This is a genomic window from Vallitalea pronyensis, assembly GCF_018141445.1.
Classification (GTDB): Bacteria; Bacillota; Clostridia; order Lachnospirales; family Vallitaleaceae; genus Vallitalea; species Vallitalea pronyensis.
In genome coordinates this window covers 5,458,914-5,475,998 of sequence record NZ_CP058649.1, presented here as the reverse complement: position 1 = coordinate 5,475,998, position 17,085 = coordinate 5,458,914, and the positions used below count along the sequence as shown (strand labels likewise).

General features: G+C 38.3%; 16 protein-coding genes. All 16 read left to right on the top strand.

All coding sequences use genetic code 11. The features are described 5' to 3' along the window. The first annotated feature begins 515 nt into the window (after positions 1-515). The 16 genes from HZI73_RS22910 (at position 516) to HZI73_RS22835 (ending at position 16,913) form a co-directional block, all read left to right on the top strand. Positions 516-1,223, top strand: a complete 708-nt coding sequence (locus HZI73_RS22910) for a PHP domain-containing protein (RefSeq protein WP_212695658.1) — start codon at positions 516-518, stop codon at positions 1,221-1,223. A 104-nt stretch (positions 1,224-1,327) separates the two neighbouring features. Next, positions 1,328-1,807 carry an NADH-quinone oxidoreductase subunit NuoE family protein gene (locus tag HZI73_RS22905; protein WP_212695657.1) on the top strand — a complete coding sequence of 160 codons (480 nt, stop codon included), beginning with the start codon at positions 1,328-1,330 and terminating at the stop codon, positions 1,805-1,807. Positions 1,808-1,840: 33 nt separating this feature from the next. After that, positions 1,841-2,236, top strand: coding sequence for a (2Fe-2S) ferredoxin domain-containing protein (locus HZI73_RS22900; RefSeq protein WP_212695656.1), 396 nt, complete (start codon positions 1,841-1,843; stop codon positions 2,234-2,236). Positions 2,237-2,257: 21 nt separating this feature from the next. Next, positions 2,258-4,051 (top strand): NADH-ubiquinone oxidoreductase-F iron-sulfur binding region domain-containing protein, encoded by a 1,794-nt coding sequence (locus HZI73_RS22895; protein ID WP_212695655.1) that lies wholly within the window; start codon positions 2,258-2,260, stop codon positions 4,049-4,051. 75 nt (positions 4,052-4,126) lie between these two features. After that, on the top strand, positions 4,127-5,890 hold the full coding sequence (locus HZI73_RS22890; RefSeq protein ID WP_212695654.1) for an NADH-dependent [FeFe] hydrogenase, group A6: 1,764 nt from the start codon (positions 4,127-4,129) through the stop codon (positions 5,888-5,890). 153 nt (positions 5,891-6,043) lie between these two features. Continuing rightward, positions 6,044-6,520, top strand: coding sequence for a DsrE/DsrF/DrsH-like family protein (locus HZI73_RS22885; protein ID WP_212695653.1), 477 nt, complete (start codon positions 6,044-6,046; stop codon positions 6,518-6,520). A gap of 683 nt (positions 6,521-7,203) precedes the next feature. After that, positions 7,204-7,740, top strand: a complete 537-nt coding sequence (gene hpf / locus HZI73_RS22880) for a ribosome hibernation-promoting factor, HPF/YfiA family (protein ID WP_212695652.1) — start codon at positions 7,204-7,206, stop codon at positions 7,738-7,740. A 176-nt stretch (positions 7,741-7,916) separates the two neighbouring features. Continuing rightward, positions 7,917-8,834: an aldo/keto reductase gene (locus tag HZI73_RS22875; protein WP_212695651.1), complete on the top strand. Its 918-nt coding sequence runs from the start codon at positions 7,917-7,919 to the stop codon at positions 8,832-8,834. A 29-nt stretch (positions 8,835-8,863) separates the two neighbouring features. Then, positions 8,864-9,796 (top strand): AEC family transporter, encoded by a 933-nt coding sequence (locus HZI73_RS22870; RefSeq protein WP_212695650.1) that lies wholly within the window; start codon positions 8,864-8,866, stop codon positions 9,794-9,796. Positions 9,797-9,860: 64 nt separating this feature from the next. Then, the gene (locus tag HZI73_RS22865) at positions 9,861-10,871 is read left to right on the top strand and encodes a LacI family DNA-binding transcriptional regulator (protein ID WP_246552261.1); all 1,011 of its coding nucleotides are present in this window, start codon (positions 9,861-9,863) and stop codon (positions 10,869-10,871) included. 147 nt (positions 10,872-11,018) lie between these two features. Then, the gene (locus tag HZI73_RS22860) at positions 11,019-12,062 is read left to right on the top strand and encodes an aldo/keto reductase (RefSeq protein WP_212695649.1); all 1,044 of its coding nucleotides are present in this window, start codon (positions 11,019-11,021) and stop codon (positions 12,060-12,062) included. A 15-nt stretch (positions 12,063-12,077) separates the two neighbouring features. Continuing rightward, complete coding sequence (locus HZI73_RS22855) at positions 12,078-13,115, top strand: galactitol-1-phosphate 5-dehydrogenase (RefSeq protein ID WP_212695648.1); 1,038 nt, start codon at positions 12,078-12,080, stop codon at positions 13,113-13,115. 19 nt (positions 13,116-13,134) lie between these two features. Further along, positions 13,135-13,998, top strand: a complete 864-nt coding sequence (locus HZI73_RS22850; RefSeq protein WP_212695647.1) for a class II fructose-bisphosphate aldolase — start codon at positions 13,135-13,137, stop codon at positions 13,996-13,998. Between the two features lie 10 nt (positions 13,999-14,008). Beyond that, on the top strand, positions 14,009-14,956 hold the full coding sequence (pfkB, locus tag HZI73_RS22845; protein WP_212695646.1) for a 1-phosphofructokinase: 948 nt from the start codon (positions 14,009-14,011) through the stop codon (positions 14,954-14,956). Positions 14,957-14,979: 23 nt separating this feature from the next. Beyond that, entirely contained in the window at positions 14,980-15,405 is a 426-nt protein-coding gene (gene fucU / locus HZI73_RS22840; RefSeq protein WP_212695645.1) for an L-fucose mutarotase, read from the top strand. Continuing rightward, positions 15,405-16,913, top strand: a complete 1,509-nt coding sequence (locus HZI73_RS22835; protein ID WP_212695644.1) for a xylulokinase — start codon at positions 15,405-15,407, stop codon at positions 16,911-16,913. The genes fucU and HZI73_RS22835 overlap by 1 nt, the downstream gene beginning before the upstream one ends. The last annotated feature ends 172 nt before the right edge of the window (positions 16,914-17,085 follow it).

The window sequence follows — 17,085 nt, the reverse complement described above, 5'->3', positions numbered from 1 at the left end:
AACCTTGCAACATAATGATAACCATTATTAAAACCATAAAAATGATAATGGATGTCACCCTATAGGTTGATGAATTTGTAGAAAGTGCCTTATTCTCATAAGTTTGTGGGTATATAGAAGATAAAATAAGCCATGTAGCATAAGATCAATAGGGGTATATCCGTGAAAAAACAATACAATGTTTATGTCTTTTTTTGTCATTTTACTTAATTTTGTTATTCAAAGAATGCTTATCCTGAATCAGTAAAAGTTAAAAAATGCATGTTACAGATAAAACAAATACGAGAATGAAAATAAAAAATATAGATAAATACGTCAGCTTTGAGAAAGGCTAAAACCCTACTATATAAGGCGTTATAGCTTTTCTTCCATTTTATTTTATGCCATAAAAAAAATGTCAATAAAAACGATTAGTGCTGCTTTACTTTTGTCACTATTTTTGTTATAATATCTCTTGTATCTTGCATATATTTGATAAAATATTAACAATAAAAAACGTAAGATGGTGCTGCTTTATGAAATTACATGTAGATTTTCATATCCATACGGTTCTTTCACCTTGTGGTGAAGATGGCATGACCCCTAATAATATTGTCAATATGGCACTTTTAAATGAGCTAGATGCCATAGCCATAACGGACCATAATTCAGCAGAGAATGTAAAAGCAGTAATGGAAGTAGCCAAAAGCACCGATTTAATCGTAATTCCAGGCATTGAAATTGAAACAAGGGAAGAAATTCATGTGTTGGGATTATTTTTAAGCCTGGAAGATGTATACAATGTTCAAAAGAAAATATATGCTTCCTTACCAACACTTCACAACAGAGTGAGCATCTTTGGTTCTCAAAAAATCATGAACAAAGATGATGACGTGGTTAAGGAATTGGAGCAATTCCTATCAACGGCAGTTCATCTATCTCTTAATGAAGTGATAGGCTTAATTCATACCCATGGGGGTATAGCCATACCAGCACATATTGATCGACCAAGCTATAGTATCTTATCAAATTTAGGTATGATACCAGAAGATCTTCAAACGTCTGTATTAGAAGTTTCTCGATTTGCAGACCTAGCCACGTATAAAAAGAAATACAAAGATTACACCATCATTCAATCATCTGATGCTCATGAACTTGGATATATCGGCATCGCTAGGCATGCAATTGACGTTGAAGACAAAAGTATTCAGTCTGTATTTAAAGCTTTACACACTTTATCATGAGATGAATAGTAGGTTTCATTAACCGACAAAGGTTGCTAGTTATTATTAATGAATTATTATAATTTATTAATCATTTACATTATATCATTAAGGAGGTAAGCCAAATGGCAGTTAACACAGCATTAACAGAAGAAAAGTTCCAAGAATTGGAGCAATATATTGATGCCATGCCATCTACAAAAGGAGAGCTTATTCGTGTCTTACACAAAGCTCAAGACATCTTTGGATATTTACCACAAGAGGTTCAAAAGTTTGTAGGTAAGCAATTAAATTTATCAACAGCAAAGGTATTCGGAGTAGTTAGTTTTTACTCTTATTTCACCATGGTACCAAAAGGTGAATTCGATGTAGCCGTATGTATGGGAACAGCTTGTTATGTACGTGGTGCAGACGAAGTACTGGATGAACTTAAAAAAGAACTTGATATTGAAGTAGGGGAAACCACACCTGATGGAAAGTTCTCCATTACGTCACTTCGTTGCGTAGGAGCATGTGGACTTGCTCCAGTAGTCATGGTTGGAGAAAAAGTATATGGCCGTGTAACAAAGGATATGGTTAAAGATATTCTAGCAGAATACAAATAGACGTATTCAATCATCTCTAAAGGAGGAAAAAAAATGGCAAAAATTAAATCTTTTGATGAGCTTAAGAAAATAAAAGAACATGTTCAATCTAAAGTAGACCTTAGAGAAAAAGGTGAAAACGTAGATGAACTGATTCAAGTAAAAGTGGCTATGGCAACATGTGGTATCGCATCTGGTGCTCGTGAAGTCATGAATTTCATCATTGATGAATGTGCAAAAGAGGGTATTGAGAATGTTGTTGTGACACAAACAGGATGTATGGGTTATTGTTATGCAGAACCAACCATTGAAGTGACAATGCCTAACAGTGAACCTGTTGTTTATGGTGATGTAACCCTTGAGAAAGCGAAAGAAGTCGTGGATAAACACATTAAAAATGGCGAGTTATTAGACGGTATTATACCTGTTACTCATAAAACGATCGAATAATAAAGTTAGGAGGCTTAAAAGATGTCTAACTACAAAATGCATGTATTAGTTTGTGCAGGTACTGGTTGTAAATCTGCAGAATCTGATAAAATTGTGGATAATCTTAGGGAGCATATTAAGAATAATAAAATGGACAGCGAAGTACAAGTATTAAAGACAGGTTGCTTTGGTTTCTGTGAAAAAGGACCTGTAGTGAAAATATTACCAGACAATACATTCTATGTTCAAGTAACACCAGCGGATGCTGAAGAAATCATCAATGAGCATATCGTAAAAGGTAGAAAAGTTGATAGATTATTGTTTGAAGACCCAGAGACAGAAGAAAAAATCAGTGATTCTAAGAACATGGATTTCTATAAAAAGCAAATGCGTATAGCTCTAAGAAACTGTGGTTTTATTGATCCTAATAGCTTGGATGAGTACATCGCTCGCGATGGTTACCATGCCATTGGGAAAGCATTAACAGAAATGACACCAGAAGAAGTCATTGAAATCATTAAAGATGCTGGACTTCGTGGCCGTGGAGGCGGAGGATTCCCTACAGGTCTTAAGTGGCAATTTGCTAGAGGATACGATGCTGACCAAAAATATGTTATCTGTAATGCGGATGAGGGAGACCCAGGTGCATTCATGGACCGTTCTATCTTAGAGGGAGACCCACACAGCGTTGTTGAAGCCATGGCCATCTGTGGATATGCCATTGGTGCGACAAAAGGACGCGTGTACATTCGTGCAGAGTACCCACTTGCTATCAAGCGTTTACAAAGAGCTATTGACGATGCCCGTGAAGCTGGTCTTCTAGGCAGCGATATTATGGGTACAGGATTTGAATTTGATATAGAACTTACATATGGAGCGGGAGCTTTCGTATGTGGTGAGGAGACAGCACTTATTCATTCAATGGAAGGCGAGCGTGGCGAGCCAACCACAAAACCACCATTCCCAGCAGAGTCTGGTTATTGGGGTAAACCAACAAACGTTAATAATGTAGAGACATTTGCTAACGTGCCTGTTATCCTATTAAAAGGTGCAGATTGGTATAAGCAAATTGGAACGGAAAAATCAAAAGGAACAAAAGTATTTGCTTTAGCTGGTAAAATCAATAACGTAGGTCTTATAGAAGTACCAATGGGTACCACATTAAGAGAAGTTATTTACGATATCGGTGGCGGCATTAAGAATGGCAAGAAATTCAAAGCTGTTCAAACAGGTGGACCATCAGGCGGCTGTTTAACAGAAAAAGACTTGGATACACCCATTGATTTTGATAACTTGATTGCTAAAGGGTCCATGATGGGTTCAGGTGGTATGATTGTTATGGATGAAGACGATTGTATGCCAGCAGTTGCTAAGTTCTACTTAGAGTTTACAGAAGAAGAGTCTTGTGGAAAATGTACACCATGTCGTATCGGTACAAAGCGTCTATCAGAGTTATTAGAACTCATTACAACAGGCAAAGGCAAAATGGAGCACTTAGATGAACTTAAGCGATTGAGCCGTGTCATTAAAGACACAGCCCTTTGTGGATTAGGTCAAACAGCGCCAAACCCTGTATTATCAACCATGGATATTTTCTGGGATGAGTATGTGGCTCATGTTAAGGATAAAACATGTCCAGCAGGAAAATGTAAAGACCTTCTTAAATACACAATCATTGAAGAAAAATGTATCGGTTGTACAGCTTGTGCAAGAGTATGTCCAGTGGATGCTATTGATGGTGAAGTGAAGAAGCCTCATGTCATTGATCAAGAAAAATGTATTAAATGCGGCGCTTGTATGGATAAGTGTAAATTTGGTGCGATCATTTTATCATAATTAAAATCGGCTATCAATATAAATTGTGAGGACGAAAACTCATAAGTAGAATTCTAGAAAAAGGAGTGTAACCTAATGTCAGAAGTAAAACTTACGATTGACGGTAAAGAGGTACAGGTACCAATAGGCAGTACTGTACTTGATGCCGCTAAAAAATTAGGCATTGAAGTGCCTACATTATGTCATTTAGACTTACATGATACAAAAATGGTTAACAAAGCAGCTTCCTGTCGTATCTGTGTTGTTGAGATTGAAGGTAGAAGAAATCTTGCACCATCATGTGCAACACCAGCAGTTGACGGCATGGTTGTTAAAACAAATACAATCCGTGTATTAGATGCAAGAAAGACCGTACTTGAACTCTTATTATCTGACCATCCAAAAGAGTGTTTAACGTGTGCTAAGTCTGGTCGTTGTGACTTACAAGATCTATCTGAAAAATTTGGTGTAAGAGAAATCCGTGTAACGGGAGATGCTCAATCCACCTATAAGCAAGACTATGCACCAGCCATTATCCGTGATATGGATAAATGTATCATGTGTAGAAGATGTGAAACCATGTGTAATGATGTTCAAACTGTTGGAGCTTTATCTGGTATTAACAGAGGATTCGATGCGGTTGTATCACCTGCATTTGAATCACCACTTGCAGAGACAGTATGTACACATTGTGGACAGTGTGTTGCGGTATGTCCTGTTGGTGCGTTAACGGAGAATGATCACACTTGGAAAGTTGTGGAAGCACTCGCTGATCCAGAAAAAGTGGTTGTTGTTCAAACGGCACCAGCTGTAAGAGTAGCCATTGGTGAAGAATTTGGTAAAGAGCCAGGTTCTATTGTAACCGGTCAAATGGTAACAGCACTACGAACTCTTGGATTTGATAAAGTATTTGACACAGATTTTGCAGCAGACTTAACGATTATGGAGGAAGGTACAGAGTTATTAGGACGTCTTAACAAGTTCCTAGCAGGTGACAAGAATGTACCACTTCCAATCTTGACATCTTGTTGTCCAGCATGGGTTAACTTTATTGAAAGTCAATTCCCAGAATTAATCGATATTCCTTCTTCAGCTAAATCACCACAACAGATGTTTGGTGCTGTTGCTAAAACTTTCTTAGCGGATAAGATGGAAATACCACGTGAGAAAATGGTGGTTGTATCCATTATGCCTTGTCTTGCTAAGAAGTACGAGGCTGCTAGAGATGAGTTTGCTGTAGAGGGTAACCCTGATGTGGATATCTCTATTTCTACAAGAGAATTAGCTCACTTAATAAAACGAGCTAACCTTAACTTAACCGAATTACCAGAAACAGATTTTGACCATCCATTAGGAGAATCAACAGGTGCTGGTGTTATCTTTGGTTCAACAGGTGGTGTTATCGAGGCTGCTACACGTACAGCTTATGAAATTCATACAGGTGAAACTTTAGAAAAAGTTGATTTTGAAGCTTTAAGAGGATTTGACGGTGTTCGAGTAGCTGCTGTTCAAATGGGTGGATTCACACTTAATATTGGTATTGCTCACGGTCTTGGAAATGCTAGAAAATTACTTGAAGAAGTTAAGAATGGTAACCCAAGAAACTTACACGCTATTGAAATCATGGCTTGTCCTGGTGGATGTATCGGTGGTGGCGGTCAGCCATTCCATCATGGGGATTCTGAGATTCTTAAGAAGCGTATGGATGCAATTTATCAAGTGGATAAAGATATGCCTCGCAGAAAGTCACATGAAAATGAATCTGTAAAGGCATTATATGAACAATATCTTGGTGAGCCTATGAGTGAATTATCTCATAAGTTACTGCATACACATTACCATGTAAAAGATAGAGTTTAATAAACAAATAAGGTGGTTTCTGTTTTTAACAGGAACCATCTTTTTATCTTATATGCAAAGTTACTTTTTTATAAAATATTCATCCATAAGGTGAATAATCTTCTTAGGGAGTGCATATGGTAAACCTATGCATGACTACAAGAGGAGGTTATCATGAATAAGAAAGTAAGTTTATTGTTATTTAGTGGTGAGTTTGATAAAGCACTAGCTGCACTGATTCTAGCCAATGAGGCAAAAGCCATGGACATGGATGTATCCATTTTTTGTGCTTTTTGGGGATTGCTTTTGGTACGGGATCCTGAGAAATTAACCGATAGGGATAAAACCATCTATGAAAAAATGTTTGGTGCCATGACAGCAAAAGGCGCAGATGATTTACCATTGTCCAAAATGAACTTTGCAGGCATTGGTAAAATGATGCTCACTGAAATGATGGAAGATGCAGATGCACCCCCACTGGATGCTTTCCTTAAAGGAGCCGTTAATAAAGGTGTGACATTCTATGCCTGTAAGTTATCAACAGAAGTCATGGGCTTTGGTACAGAAGAATTTATAGATGGTGTTAAAATTGTTACGGCTAAAGATTATCTACAGATAGCAACAGAATCGGACATGCAATTATTCATTTAAATATTAAAATGAAGTAGTAAATATTTACGTTTTTTCACAACCATTAGATACTCTCTGAACGCCTTTAGGAGTGACGTTTGTAGCTATTTTTAAGGGGTTTTTAACAGGTCATAAATGTGGCAATAATTGTCTGACAATTACAGTTTACATAAAGAATTATTGTAGACAAGTAATCCACAACCATGGGGAAAAAATAGATGGAATTTTAGGTTATTCACAGAGTTATACACATTATCCACAGAAAAAACGTTTACGGAAAGTAAAAATTATAGCATTATCTGCTCTAAAAAAAATAAATTAGCCCTCAAACAGCAGAAAATTATGAAACCAAATCACGGTGTCCTATAATATTATATTATTCATTGTATGAGGGTATATTTAAACCTAAATAAGGATTATGAATGGATAATTTAAGGGCTCATCGCCAATAATTGTAATTCCATCCGATATATGTCTCCACAAAAAAAGGATTAAGCGAACTTATAGCGAATATATTAATATGGACCATTATTTCAATAATGTAAGTTGAATGAATTAATTGCTATATATAATGTAATGGTTTAGTGAATAAGGCTTATAAAATAAGGTGAATGATTGAAACTAAAAGATTACCTTATATCAGGATTACATTCAACATATACTTGGAATAGAGTAGTCTATATATCTTGAAAGGAGTTGGTAGTATGCGTTACATTATAAGTGGAAAGAACATAGAGATTACGAAAGCATTAAAAGAAGCAACTATCGCTAAACTAAGTAAAATGGAGAAGTATTTTGCGCCTGACAATGAAGCTCAGATAACCATGAGTGTTCAAAAATTAAGGCATATCATAGAAGTGTCAATTCCAATAAAGGGGAACATCATCCGTGCCGAAGTGGCAGCTGAGAGTATGTACACAGCCATTGACAATGTGGTGGATGTTCTTGAAAGACAATTACTTCGTCATAAAAATAAGTTAATCACAAAACACCGGAATGCAGGTACATTCAAAACAGATTTTGTGACAGAAACAAACAGTGAAGACTTTGAGGATACCACCATTGATGTGGTAAGAACAAAACGCTTTGAAATGAAGCCCATGAATGTACAAGAAGCTTGCATGGAAATGGACTTACTCGGACATAACTTCTTTGTTTTTAGAAATGGTGATACCGACGAAGTGAATGTGGTGTATAAGAGAAAGCAAGGTAATTATGGCTTGATTGAACCTGAATTCTAGAATCATTAGGAACCCTATAGGGGTTCCTTTTTTATTCCTATAGGACAGTCAGGGCGTCATCTAACCAAACTCAAAAATGTTAAACTTCCTTGGACTTTTATGGTTTTTTGGGGTATGATTAGGTCATGCCAAAAATCCAATGATAAACGAACAAAACAGAAAGCGAGGCGTTAACCATGAAAAAAATAAGCATTGCCAATGGACAGATAAGCGCATCCGAAATTGCTTTAGGGTGTATGCGAATAAACAATCTCTCAAAAAGTGAAGGATCTAGACTTATAAACACAGCTCTTGAAGAGGGTATCAACTTTTTCGACCATGCAGACATCTATGGTGGAGGAAAATCTGAAGAAGTCTTTGCAGAAGCAATCGGTATGCAACCAAGTGTAAGGGAAAAAATATTGATTCAAACAAAATGCGGTATACGAGACGGCTACTTTGATTTTTCCAAAGCACATATTTTGAATGCTGTGGATCAGAGTCTAAAGCGTTTGCAGACAGACTATATTGATACATTACTGCTTCATCGTCCAGATACACTCATGGAACCAGAAGAAGTAACTGAAGCCTTTTCCAAACTCTATGAAAGTGGCAAGGTACGTTGTTTTGGCGTAAGTAATCAAAACCCTATGCAAATAGAGCTGCTTAACAAATATACAAACCATAAAATGATGATTAATCAATTACAGCTCAGTATAACCAATACGGGCATGATTGATTCTGGGCTGAATGTGAACATGAAAATTGACAGATCCATTGACCGAGATGGTAGTATTCTGGAGTACTGTAGGCTTCATGATATAACCATACAGACCTGGTCGCCTTTCCAGTATGGTTTCTTTGAAGGCGTCTTTTTGAATAATGACAAATTTCCAGAACTCAACCATAAGATTGATGAGGTAGCAGCTCGTTATAACGTGACGAATAGTGCTATCGCAATCGCATGGATTCTAAGACATCCAGCCAACATACAACCCATCGTTGGAACCACAAATATTCAACGTTTAAAGGATATTTGCAAGGCATCCCATGTAACCATGACACGACAAGAATGGTATGCTATCTACAAGGCTGCTGGCAATACGCTTCCATAGATGGCAATGCATAATGAGTAGGTGAACGAATGAACTTTTTATCTGTACTATCCCAAGTCATCATTTTATTTGCTATCATGTTTTTAGGTTATTACCTAAGAGTGAAAACGCTGATAAATGAAGAAAGTATCACCAATTATTCCCGTTTAATATTCTATGTCACCATGCCCGCTATGATTTTATCAGCCATGAGTAAGAGTCACAACATCTTAATCCATGAAGTGATGGATGTCATCATCGTAGCCATCATATCCTACACATTTTTGTTTATTATGGCTTTTGTCATGCCAAAGATTGTAAGGGTAGCTAATGATTATGTAGGGCTATACCGATTTATGGCCATGTTTGGTAATGTAGGTTTTATCGGTTACCCTATGCTTTTGGCTATTTTAGGTGAAGAAGCCTTATTTATTGGTTCCGTGTTCAATATACCTTATAATTTGCTGTTGTATACCGTTGGTATTTATTTTATTACCTTTGATGCGGACCAAGCAAGAAAGCTGGATTTGTCCTACAAGCAATTTGTTAACCCTGGGCTAATGGCAACGGTTATAGGGCTCATCCTCTTTTTCTTACATATTCAATTACCTAAAATAATCGTTGATGGCACAACCATGCTGGGCAATATTACCACACCCTTGTCCATGATTGTTATCGGTGGGTCCCTTTATGATGCAAAAATAAGCAATATCTTGAGCAAACACAAGATTCTCATCTATTGTGTATTAAAGATGATTATCTTTCCACTGCTGTTAGCTGTCATCTTAACAAGTATAGGTATTACAGGTATGACAAGAGGCGTAGCCGTTATCTTATGCAGTATGCCCATTGCAGCCAATACAGTGATTATATCCAAAGAATATAAGGGGCATGTGACGGAAGCATCAGAAGCTGTTTTTATATCGACCCTGTTTCTCATCCTATCCACCCCCATTATCATGCTTATCATAAATGGGCTATAAATAACTTGTAAAATACCAAATCTGTGTTATAATAACATTATAAGCGAAACGTTTCGCGATGGAGGTGTCTGGTATTTCAACAATTAAAGATGTAGCAAAATATACAGGATTATCGATAGCAACCATATCTAAATATATTAATGGTGGTAATGTTTTAGAAGAGAATAGACGCATGATACAAGAAGCCATCGATGTTTTAGATTATCGCCGCAATGAAATTGCTCGTGGCTTAAAAACCAATAAAACCATGACCATCGGTGTACTGTTACCTTCCCTAGAAAATATATTTTTTACGTCCATTGTATCCATCATAGAAGGTATTTTACAACAAAAAGGCTATGGCACTATCATATGCGACTTCAAAGAAGACCCTACATTGGAACGTAAAAAGCTGGAATTTCTTCTTAACAAACATGTGGATGGCATTATCATGGTAAGCTATAGTAAAGAAAAAGAACACATACAGGCGTTACTGGATAAGAAAATACCCATTATTTTGCTAGACCGTATGATAAAAGGCTTAGAATGTGATATTGTTCTTGCAGATAACCTGAATGCCTCCTATCAAGCCGTTGAAGAACTCATTATAAGGAAACATAGACGGATAGGTATTATATGTGGTCCGGATCATACGTATACGGCAGAGGAAAGAAAAAAAGGGTATGTGCGTGTCCATCATGATTACGATGTGACCATTGATGACAAGTTGATTAGAAATGGCGATTATACCGTTGAAAGCGGTTATCAAGCTCTGGTGGACTTGTGGAAAATGGAGCATCCGCCTTCATCCATCTTGGTCACCAATTATGAGATGACCATTGGTGCCATTATGGCAGTGAATGATTTGAACATTCGTATTCCAGATGACTTATCATTAATTGGTTTTGACAATATCCAAATGGCAAAAGTTGTGCGTCCCCCATTATCCATTGTGGAACAACCCATGAAGGAAATTGGTGAAACAGCCGCAAAGCTCATGTTAAAACGACTCAATAATGATTATGGTGATTTCCCTGAAGTGTACCGATTGAAGACCAACGTGCATATCAAGGAATCGGTGTCAACCAATATATAAATATCAATTTATATCTTTTGGTTGATATTATTTCAACAAAAGCGAAACGTTTAGCTCTATAATAATAGAACTAAGCTAAATGTTAAGCTTTTCATATAAAAAAAGCATAAAAAACCAACTATAAATCAAAAAAGGAGTAGATGAATCATGGAAAATAACCTTAGAACAAACTTTAAAATTGCTTCAGATGCTGTAGACCCTAACTTAATCCCAAAGAGAAAATTACGTATGGGTGACGAGATCCCAGCTGTTGGCCTTGGTACATTTGGTTCCGACCGTTTTACAGCGGATGAAATAAGTGATGCTGTATTAGAAGCCATTTCAGTAGGCTACCGCCATATTGATTGTGCATCGGTGTATGGAAACGAGAAAGAGATTGGAGAATCCCTTGAAATTGCTATAAAGGCAGGCATCAAGCGTGAAGACTTATGGATCACTTCCAAGGTATGGAACGACATGCATGGCGATGGGGATGTACTCCTTTCCGTTGCTCAGACGTTGAAAGATTTAAGACTGGATTACTTAGACTTGTATTTAGTACACTGGCCATTCCCTAATTATCATGCTCCTGGTTGTGACGTGGATTCACGAAGTGAAAATGCCCGCCCATACATACATGAGAATTTTATGAAAACATGGCGTCAGATGGAACGACTAGTGGACATGGGGCTGGTTAAGAACATCGGTACATCAAACATGACAAAAGCAAAATTTGAGTTACTCTTAAAAGATGCAAGAATCAAACCAGCAGTGAATGAAATGGAACAGCATCCTCATTTCCAACAGCAGGAACTGTTTGATTACTGCATAGAGAATGGCATTCAACCCATTGGTTTCTGCCCCATTGGATCACCAACCCGTCCAGATCGTGACAAAACTGAGAATGACACGGTAGACATTGAAGATCCAGTTATTGTAGCGGCAGCTAAAAGACTTGGGGTTCACCCAGCCGTTGTTTGTATTAAATGGGCAGCTCAAAGAGGTCAAATTCCTATTCCATTTTCAGTAAGAAGAAATGAATATTTAAGTAACCTTGTCAGTGTCACAAAAGATTTATTAACAGATGAAGAAATGAAAGCCATCGCTAAAATTGATAAAAACTGCCGTTTAATCAAAGGTCAAGTTTTCTTATGGAAAGATAATCAAACATGGGAAGATCTATGGGACTTAGATGGCACCATTGCCAAATAGATAGGGAGGACATTCATGAAAGCAGCTGTATTATATGCACAAAAAGATATAAGAATTGAAGAGATTGAAAAACCTACCATTCAAGACCATGAAGTATTAATTAAGGTAAAAGCTTCAGGGGTTTGTGGTTCAGATATTCCACGTGTTTTAGGAACAGCTTCTCATTACTATCCCAATGTATTTGGTCATGAGTTCTCAGGTGAAGTGGTAGAGATTGGTACAGAAGTAACCCATGTGAAAGCAGGGGATAAAGTATCTGTTGCTCCTTTGAAACCTTGCCTTACATGTGAAGACTGCTTAAGTGGTAATCATGCATTATGTAAACAGTATAGCTTTATTGGGTCAAGAGAGTATGGTGCTTGGGCAGAATATGTGAAAGCACCTGCTATCAATGTGGTGAAGTTACCAGACACCGTATCCTACATACAAGGTTCATTTCTTGAGCCAGTAACTGTAGCCTTACACGGCCTATTCGTAATGGACTTCAAACCAATGACCAGGGTAGCAATAACGGGTATGGGAACCATTGGATTACTCACCTTGCAATGCGCCAAAATCATGGGTGCAAAAGAAATCACCGTATTTGATATTGATGATGAAAGACTCAAAGTAGCCAAAGAGTTAGGCGCTAACTATGTGATTAATACCAAGACAGATGACATCCATGAAAAAGTAAAAGACTACACCGATGGAAAAGGCTTTGAAATGGTTCTTGAAACAGCAGGGGTACCTTTTACTGAAATGCTCTGCTTAGAGATTGCAGCCAATAAAGGCAGTGTCATGTATATTGGGACACCTCACGTAGCATTTACCATCGAACCGAAGCAATTTGAGTACATGAATAGAAAAGAGTTAACCCTTCGAGGTTCTTGGATGTCCTATTCCGCACCATACCCTGGTAAAGAATGGACTTTAGGGGCTCATTATCTGGGAACAGGTCAAATCAAGGTGGAAAAACTCATTGATCGTGTGATTCCCATTGAAGAGATTGGCGCAGCCTTTGAAGCCATAGAAGCCAAAGAAGTATCTGGAAAAATTATCATGGAATTATAAGCATAAGGAGGTTATACATATGCCATTAGTAAGCTCATTACCACTCATTAAAAAAGCAAAAGAAAAAAAAGCAGCTATTGCAGCATTCAATATTCACAACTTAGAAACCATACAAGCGGTCATTGAAGGTGCAAGTGAAGAAAGAGCACCGGTTATTATTCAAACCACACCAGGTACATTAAGACATGCAGGGATTGAATACATTGGTGCTATTGTAAAAAAAGCGGCAGATATGGTGGATATTCCCGTAGCACTGCATGTGGACCATTGCCCATCTTTTGATACCATTGTTCATTGTATTCGTAATCACTATACATCCGTTATGATTGACGGTGCTCATCTTGACTACGAGGAAAATGTGGCGTTAGTTAAACGTGTAACAGAAATGGCTCATGCTGTTGGCATGCAAGTTGAAGGTGAAATTGGTAAAATCGGCGGTGTAGAAGACGATATGTTTGTTAATGAAGATGAAGCCGCATTAACAGTACCATCAGAAGCCAAGCAATTTGTTGAAGATACGGGGATTGATACATTAGCCATTGCTATTGGAACAGCACACGGTATGTACAAAGGTGAACCTAAACTTGATTTTGAACGTTTATCTGAAATAGAAGCCATGGTCGATGTGCCACTGGTATTACATGGTGCATCCGGCGTACCTGATGCCAGTATCAAAGAAGCCATAAAAAGAGGTATTGCAAAAATCAACATTGCTACAGAATTGAAAAACCCCATGGCAAAAGCCATTGTCAGCACATTTGAGAAAAACAAAGATGAGAATGACCCAAGAAACTATATGGGTGCTGCACGAGAAGCAGTGAAAAAAGTCGTGAAAGAAAAAATCAGATTATGTGGTTCAAATGGATTAGCAGATGAATTATAGGAGAGATTAAATGATTCTTACAATTACAATGAACCCTGCTATTGACAAAATATATATGGTTGACAACTACCAACTTGGGGAGGTGCATCGTCCTAGCCAGACGATTGCCTCCCCAGGGGGTAAAGGACTGAATGTAGCACGGGTGGCCAAGTTAGTAGGTGCAGATGTAGCAGCATCGGGTTTACTGGGTGGTGCTAATGGTGATTATATTCGAACCAAAGTGGAAGCACTGGGTATAGAAAGTCGATTTGTTACGATTAACGGTGATACACGCATATGCATCAATGTATCCGACCCCATTAACCAAAGAAGTACAGAAGTCCTAGAAGCTGGTCCAACCATATCCCAAGATGAGGCAAAGACATTTTTAAAAGCTTATGAAGGGATGTTGCAGGATGTAAGTGTGGTCACCTTATCAGGTAGTTTACCTAAGGGATTACCCACCGATTTTTATGCAAAGCTCATTCACATTGCCAAAGAGCAAGGGAAAAAAGTCCTATTGGATACCAGTTCTAAGGCATTCACAGAAGGCATTCAAGCTACACCCTACATGATTAAACCCAATGCAGACGAAATAAAAGACGTCTACCATGGGGATGTTGCAACAGAAGAAGGGCTTGCCCAAGCCATCAAATGCTTCAAACAAATGGGCATTGAAGTACCTATCATTAGTCGAGGGAAAAAAGGGTGTATCGCTGGACTTGAGGATGGTGTGTATACGTTTACCAATCCTTCGGTAGATGTTGTCAACACCGTTGGTTCAGGTGATTCCTTTGTTGCAGGATGTGCCGTTGGTTTGTCAAGAGGCTATAGCCAAATAGATATGGTAAAGATAGGCATTGCTTGTGGCACAACCAATACCCTCTTCTCACAGACAGGTTATGTGGAACAGGCATTGGTTGATGGGTATTTCAAACAAGTAAAAGTCATTAAGCAAGACAATTATGAGGACAGTTAATAAATAAAGGAGATGAAGGTCATATGTTAAAAAATATTCCAAGTATCGTTTCACCCGATTTATTAAAGATATTGATGGAAATGGGGCATGGGGATGAAATAGTTATATCCGATGGTAATTTTCCTGCGGCAGCTATGGCACAACGATTAGTTCGTTTAGATGGCCATGGTGTACCCGATATATTGGAAGCCATTCTGGCATTAATGCCACTGGATATATACGTGGAAGAGCCCGTAGCTTTAATGGAAGTTGTAAAAGGGGATTCTTACGTACCTGAAATATGGGATACCTATAAAAAGATCATTGAAGAAAAAGAAGGTCAAAAGAAAATCGCCCATGAAGAACGCTTTGCATTTTATGAAAGAGCTAAAAAAGCCTATGCGGTTGTAGCAACAGGTGAAACATCCTTATATGCGAACATAATTCTTAAAAAAGGTGTTGTTGTGTAATGAAAGATTTGTTACTAGCTATTGACCAAGGGACATCTGGTTGTAAAATAACCATCTTTGATACAGCAGGTCAAGTGGTTTCAAGTGTTACAAAATCATATCCCACCTACTACCCAGAAGAAGGGTTTGTTGAGCAAAAACCAGAAGAGTGGTGGCAAGTCATAAAAGAGGGTATTCAGTCCATGTTAGAGGAAGATGCTATTTGTCCAACAGCCATAAAAGGCATTGGTATCGATGGTACAAGTTGGGCTTGTATTCCCGTTAATCAATCCGGTGATGTGCTATACCCTGCTATGATTTGGCTGGATAGACGAGCAGGGAAACAAGCCGATTGGATGAAAGAAAAGCTGAATGAAGAAGCACTTATTGCATTGAGCGGTAATCCAGTTGACCCGGCGTATATTACCCCTAAGATGTTATGGTTAAAAGAAAACAGGCCTGATCTCTATCAGCAAACGGATAAATTTCTTCAAAGCAACGCCTATATCGCCTTTAAGTTAACAGGTAAGTATTCACAGGATTATTCACAATGTTATGGCTTCCATTTTTTCAATATGAAGACAGGACAGTGGGATGAAACAGTTGCAGATGCCCTTGGTATATCCTTAGATTTAATGGCACCCATCATGCAAAGTCATGATGTGGTGGGTCATGTGACAGAAGAAGTGGCAAAAGCCACAGGTCTAAGCGTTGGGACACCTGTTGTTGCAGGTGGATTAGATGCTGCTTGTTGTACGCTAGGAGCAGGAGTTATCCATGAAGGACAAACACAAGAACAAGGCGGTCAGGCAGGGGGCATGAGCATCGCACTCAGTCAGCCTGTTATCCATCCCAAGTTAATCCTTGGCTATCACGTCATACCCAATATGTGGCTATTACAAGGTGGGACTACAGGTGGCGGTGGTACGCTTAATTGGTTTAATAGAGAGTTTGGTCATGCAGAACAACAAGAAGCCCTGGAAAAAGATAGTAACCCCTTTGCTGTTATGAGTGAAGAAGCCAGTGCCATTCCACCAGGTAGTGATGGTATCCTTTTCTTGCCTTACATGAAGGGTGAACGATCACCCCTATGGAACTCTCAAGCAAAAGGTGTGTATTATGGGTTATCCTTTGATAAAACCAGAGCGCATATGATTAGAAGTACCATGGAAGGTGTGGCTTATGCCCTCCGTCATAATCTGGAGACTGCTGAAGAAACAGGTATTCAAGTGGGTAAGTTATCCAGTGTAGGCGGTAGCGCTAACAGCCATGTCTGGACACAACTAAAAGCAGATATTACATCCCGAACCATTGAAGTACCGTACTCCGATCATGCCACTACCCTAGGTGCAGCCATTCTTGCTGGTGTAGGCGTCGGTCTTTACAAGGATTTTGAAGATGCTGTCAAGCAGACCGTATCTATTCAAAGGACCCATGAACCCCATCAAGAAAGGGTTGAAACATACAATACCTGTTATCATAACTACTTAGAACTTAGTCATTTATTTGTACGTTCATTATGGTCATAGGTACCTATAGCCGTTGTGTTATGATGCTATATTAACAGCATGTGTATCCTTACACAAGCATTGGACTATCATCAAATAAAAGGGGGCTGTCCCATAAAAGCAATTTTTTTACCTACGATATTGACGTTATTTTGCTTTTTGTGAGACAGCCCCCATATCAGTGAAGACCAGT

What these genes read in the sequence shown, in the direction of transcription:
- fucU (WP_212695645.1), top strand. Translation starts at nt 14,980, where the DNA reads ATGTTAAAAAATATTCCAAGTATCGTTTCACCCGATTTATTAAAGATA.
- pfkB (WP_212695646.1), top strand. Translation starts at nt 14,009, where the DNA reads ATGATTCTTACAATTACAATGAACCCTGCTATTGACAAAATATATATG.
- HZI73_RS22855 (WP_212695648.1), top strand. Translation starts at nt 12,078, where the DNA reads ATGAAAGCAGCTGTATTATATGCACAAAAAGATATAAGAATTGAAGAG.
- HZI73_RS22875 (WP_212695651.1), top strand. Translation starts at nt 7,917, where the DNA reads ATGAAAAAAATAAGCATTGCCAATGGACAGATAAGCGCATCCGAAATT.
- HZI73_RS22895 (WP_212695655.1), top strand. Translation starts at nt 2,258, where the DNA reads ATGTCTAACTACAAAATGCATGTATTAGTTTGTGCAGGTACTGGTTGT.
- HZI73_RS22905 (WP_212695657.1), top strand. Translation starts at nt 1,328, where the DNA reads ATGGCAGTTAACACAGCATTAACAGAAGAAAAGTTCCAAGAATTGGAG.
- HZI73_RS22870 (WP_212695650.1), top strand. Translation starts at nt 8,864, where the DNA reads ATGAACTTTTTATCTGTACTATCCCAAGTCATCATTTTATTTGCTATC.
- HZI73_RS22890 (WP_212695654.1), top strand. Translation starts at nt 4,127, where the DNA reads ATGTCAGAAGTAAAACTTACGATTGACGGTAAAGAGGTACAGGTACCA.
- HZI73_RS22885 (WP_212695653.1), top strand. Translation starts at nt 6,044, where the DNA reads ATGAATAAGAAAGTAAGTTTATTGTTATTTAGTGGTGAGTTTGATAAA.
- HZI73_RS22850 (WP_212695647.1), top strand. Translation starts at nt 13,135, where the DNA reads ATGCCATTAGTAAGCTCATTACCACTCATTAAAAAAGCAAAAGAAAAA.
- HZI73_RS22860 (WP_212695649.1), top strand. Translation starts at nt 11,019, where the DNA reads ATGGAAAATAACCTTAGAACAAACTTTAAAATTGCTTCAGATGCTGTA.
- HZI73_RS22910 (WP_212695658.1), top strand. Translation starts at nt 516, where the DNA reads ATGAAATTACATGTAGATTTTCATATCCATACGGTTCTTTCACCTTGT.
- HZI73_RS22835 (WP_212695644.1), top strand. Translation starts at nt 15,405, where the DNA reads ATGAAAGATTTGTTACTAGCTATTGACCAAGGGACATCTGGTTGTAAA.
- HZI73_RS22900 (WP_212695656.1), top strand. Translation starts at nt 1,841, where the DNA reads ATGGCAAAAATTAAATCTTTTGATGAGCTTAAGAAAATAAAAGAACAT.
- hpf (WP_212695652.1), top strand. Translation starts at nt 7,204, where the DNA reads ATGCGTTACATTATAAGTGGAAAGAACATAGAGATTACGAAAGCATTA.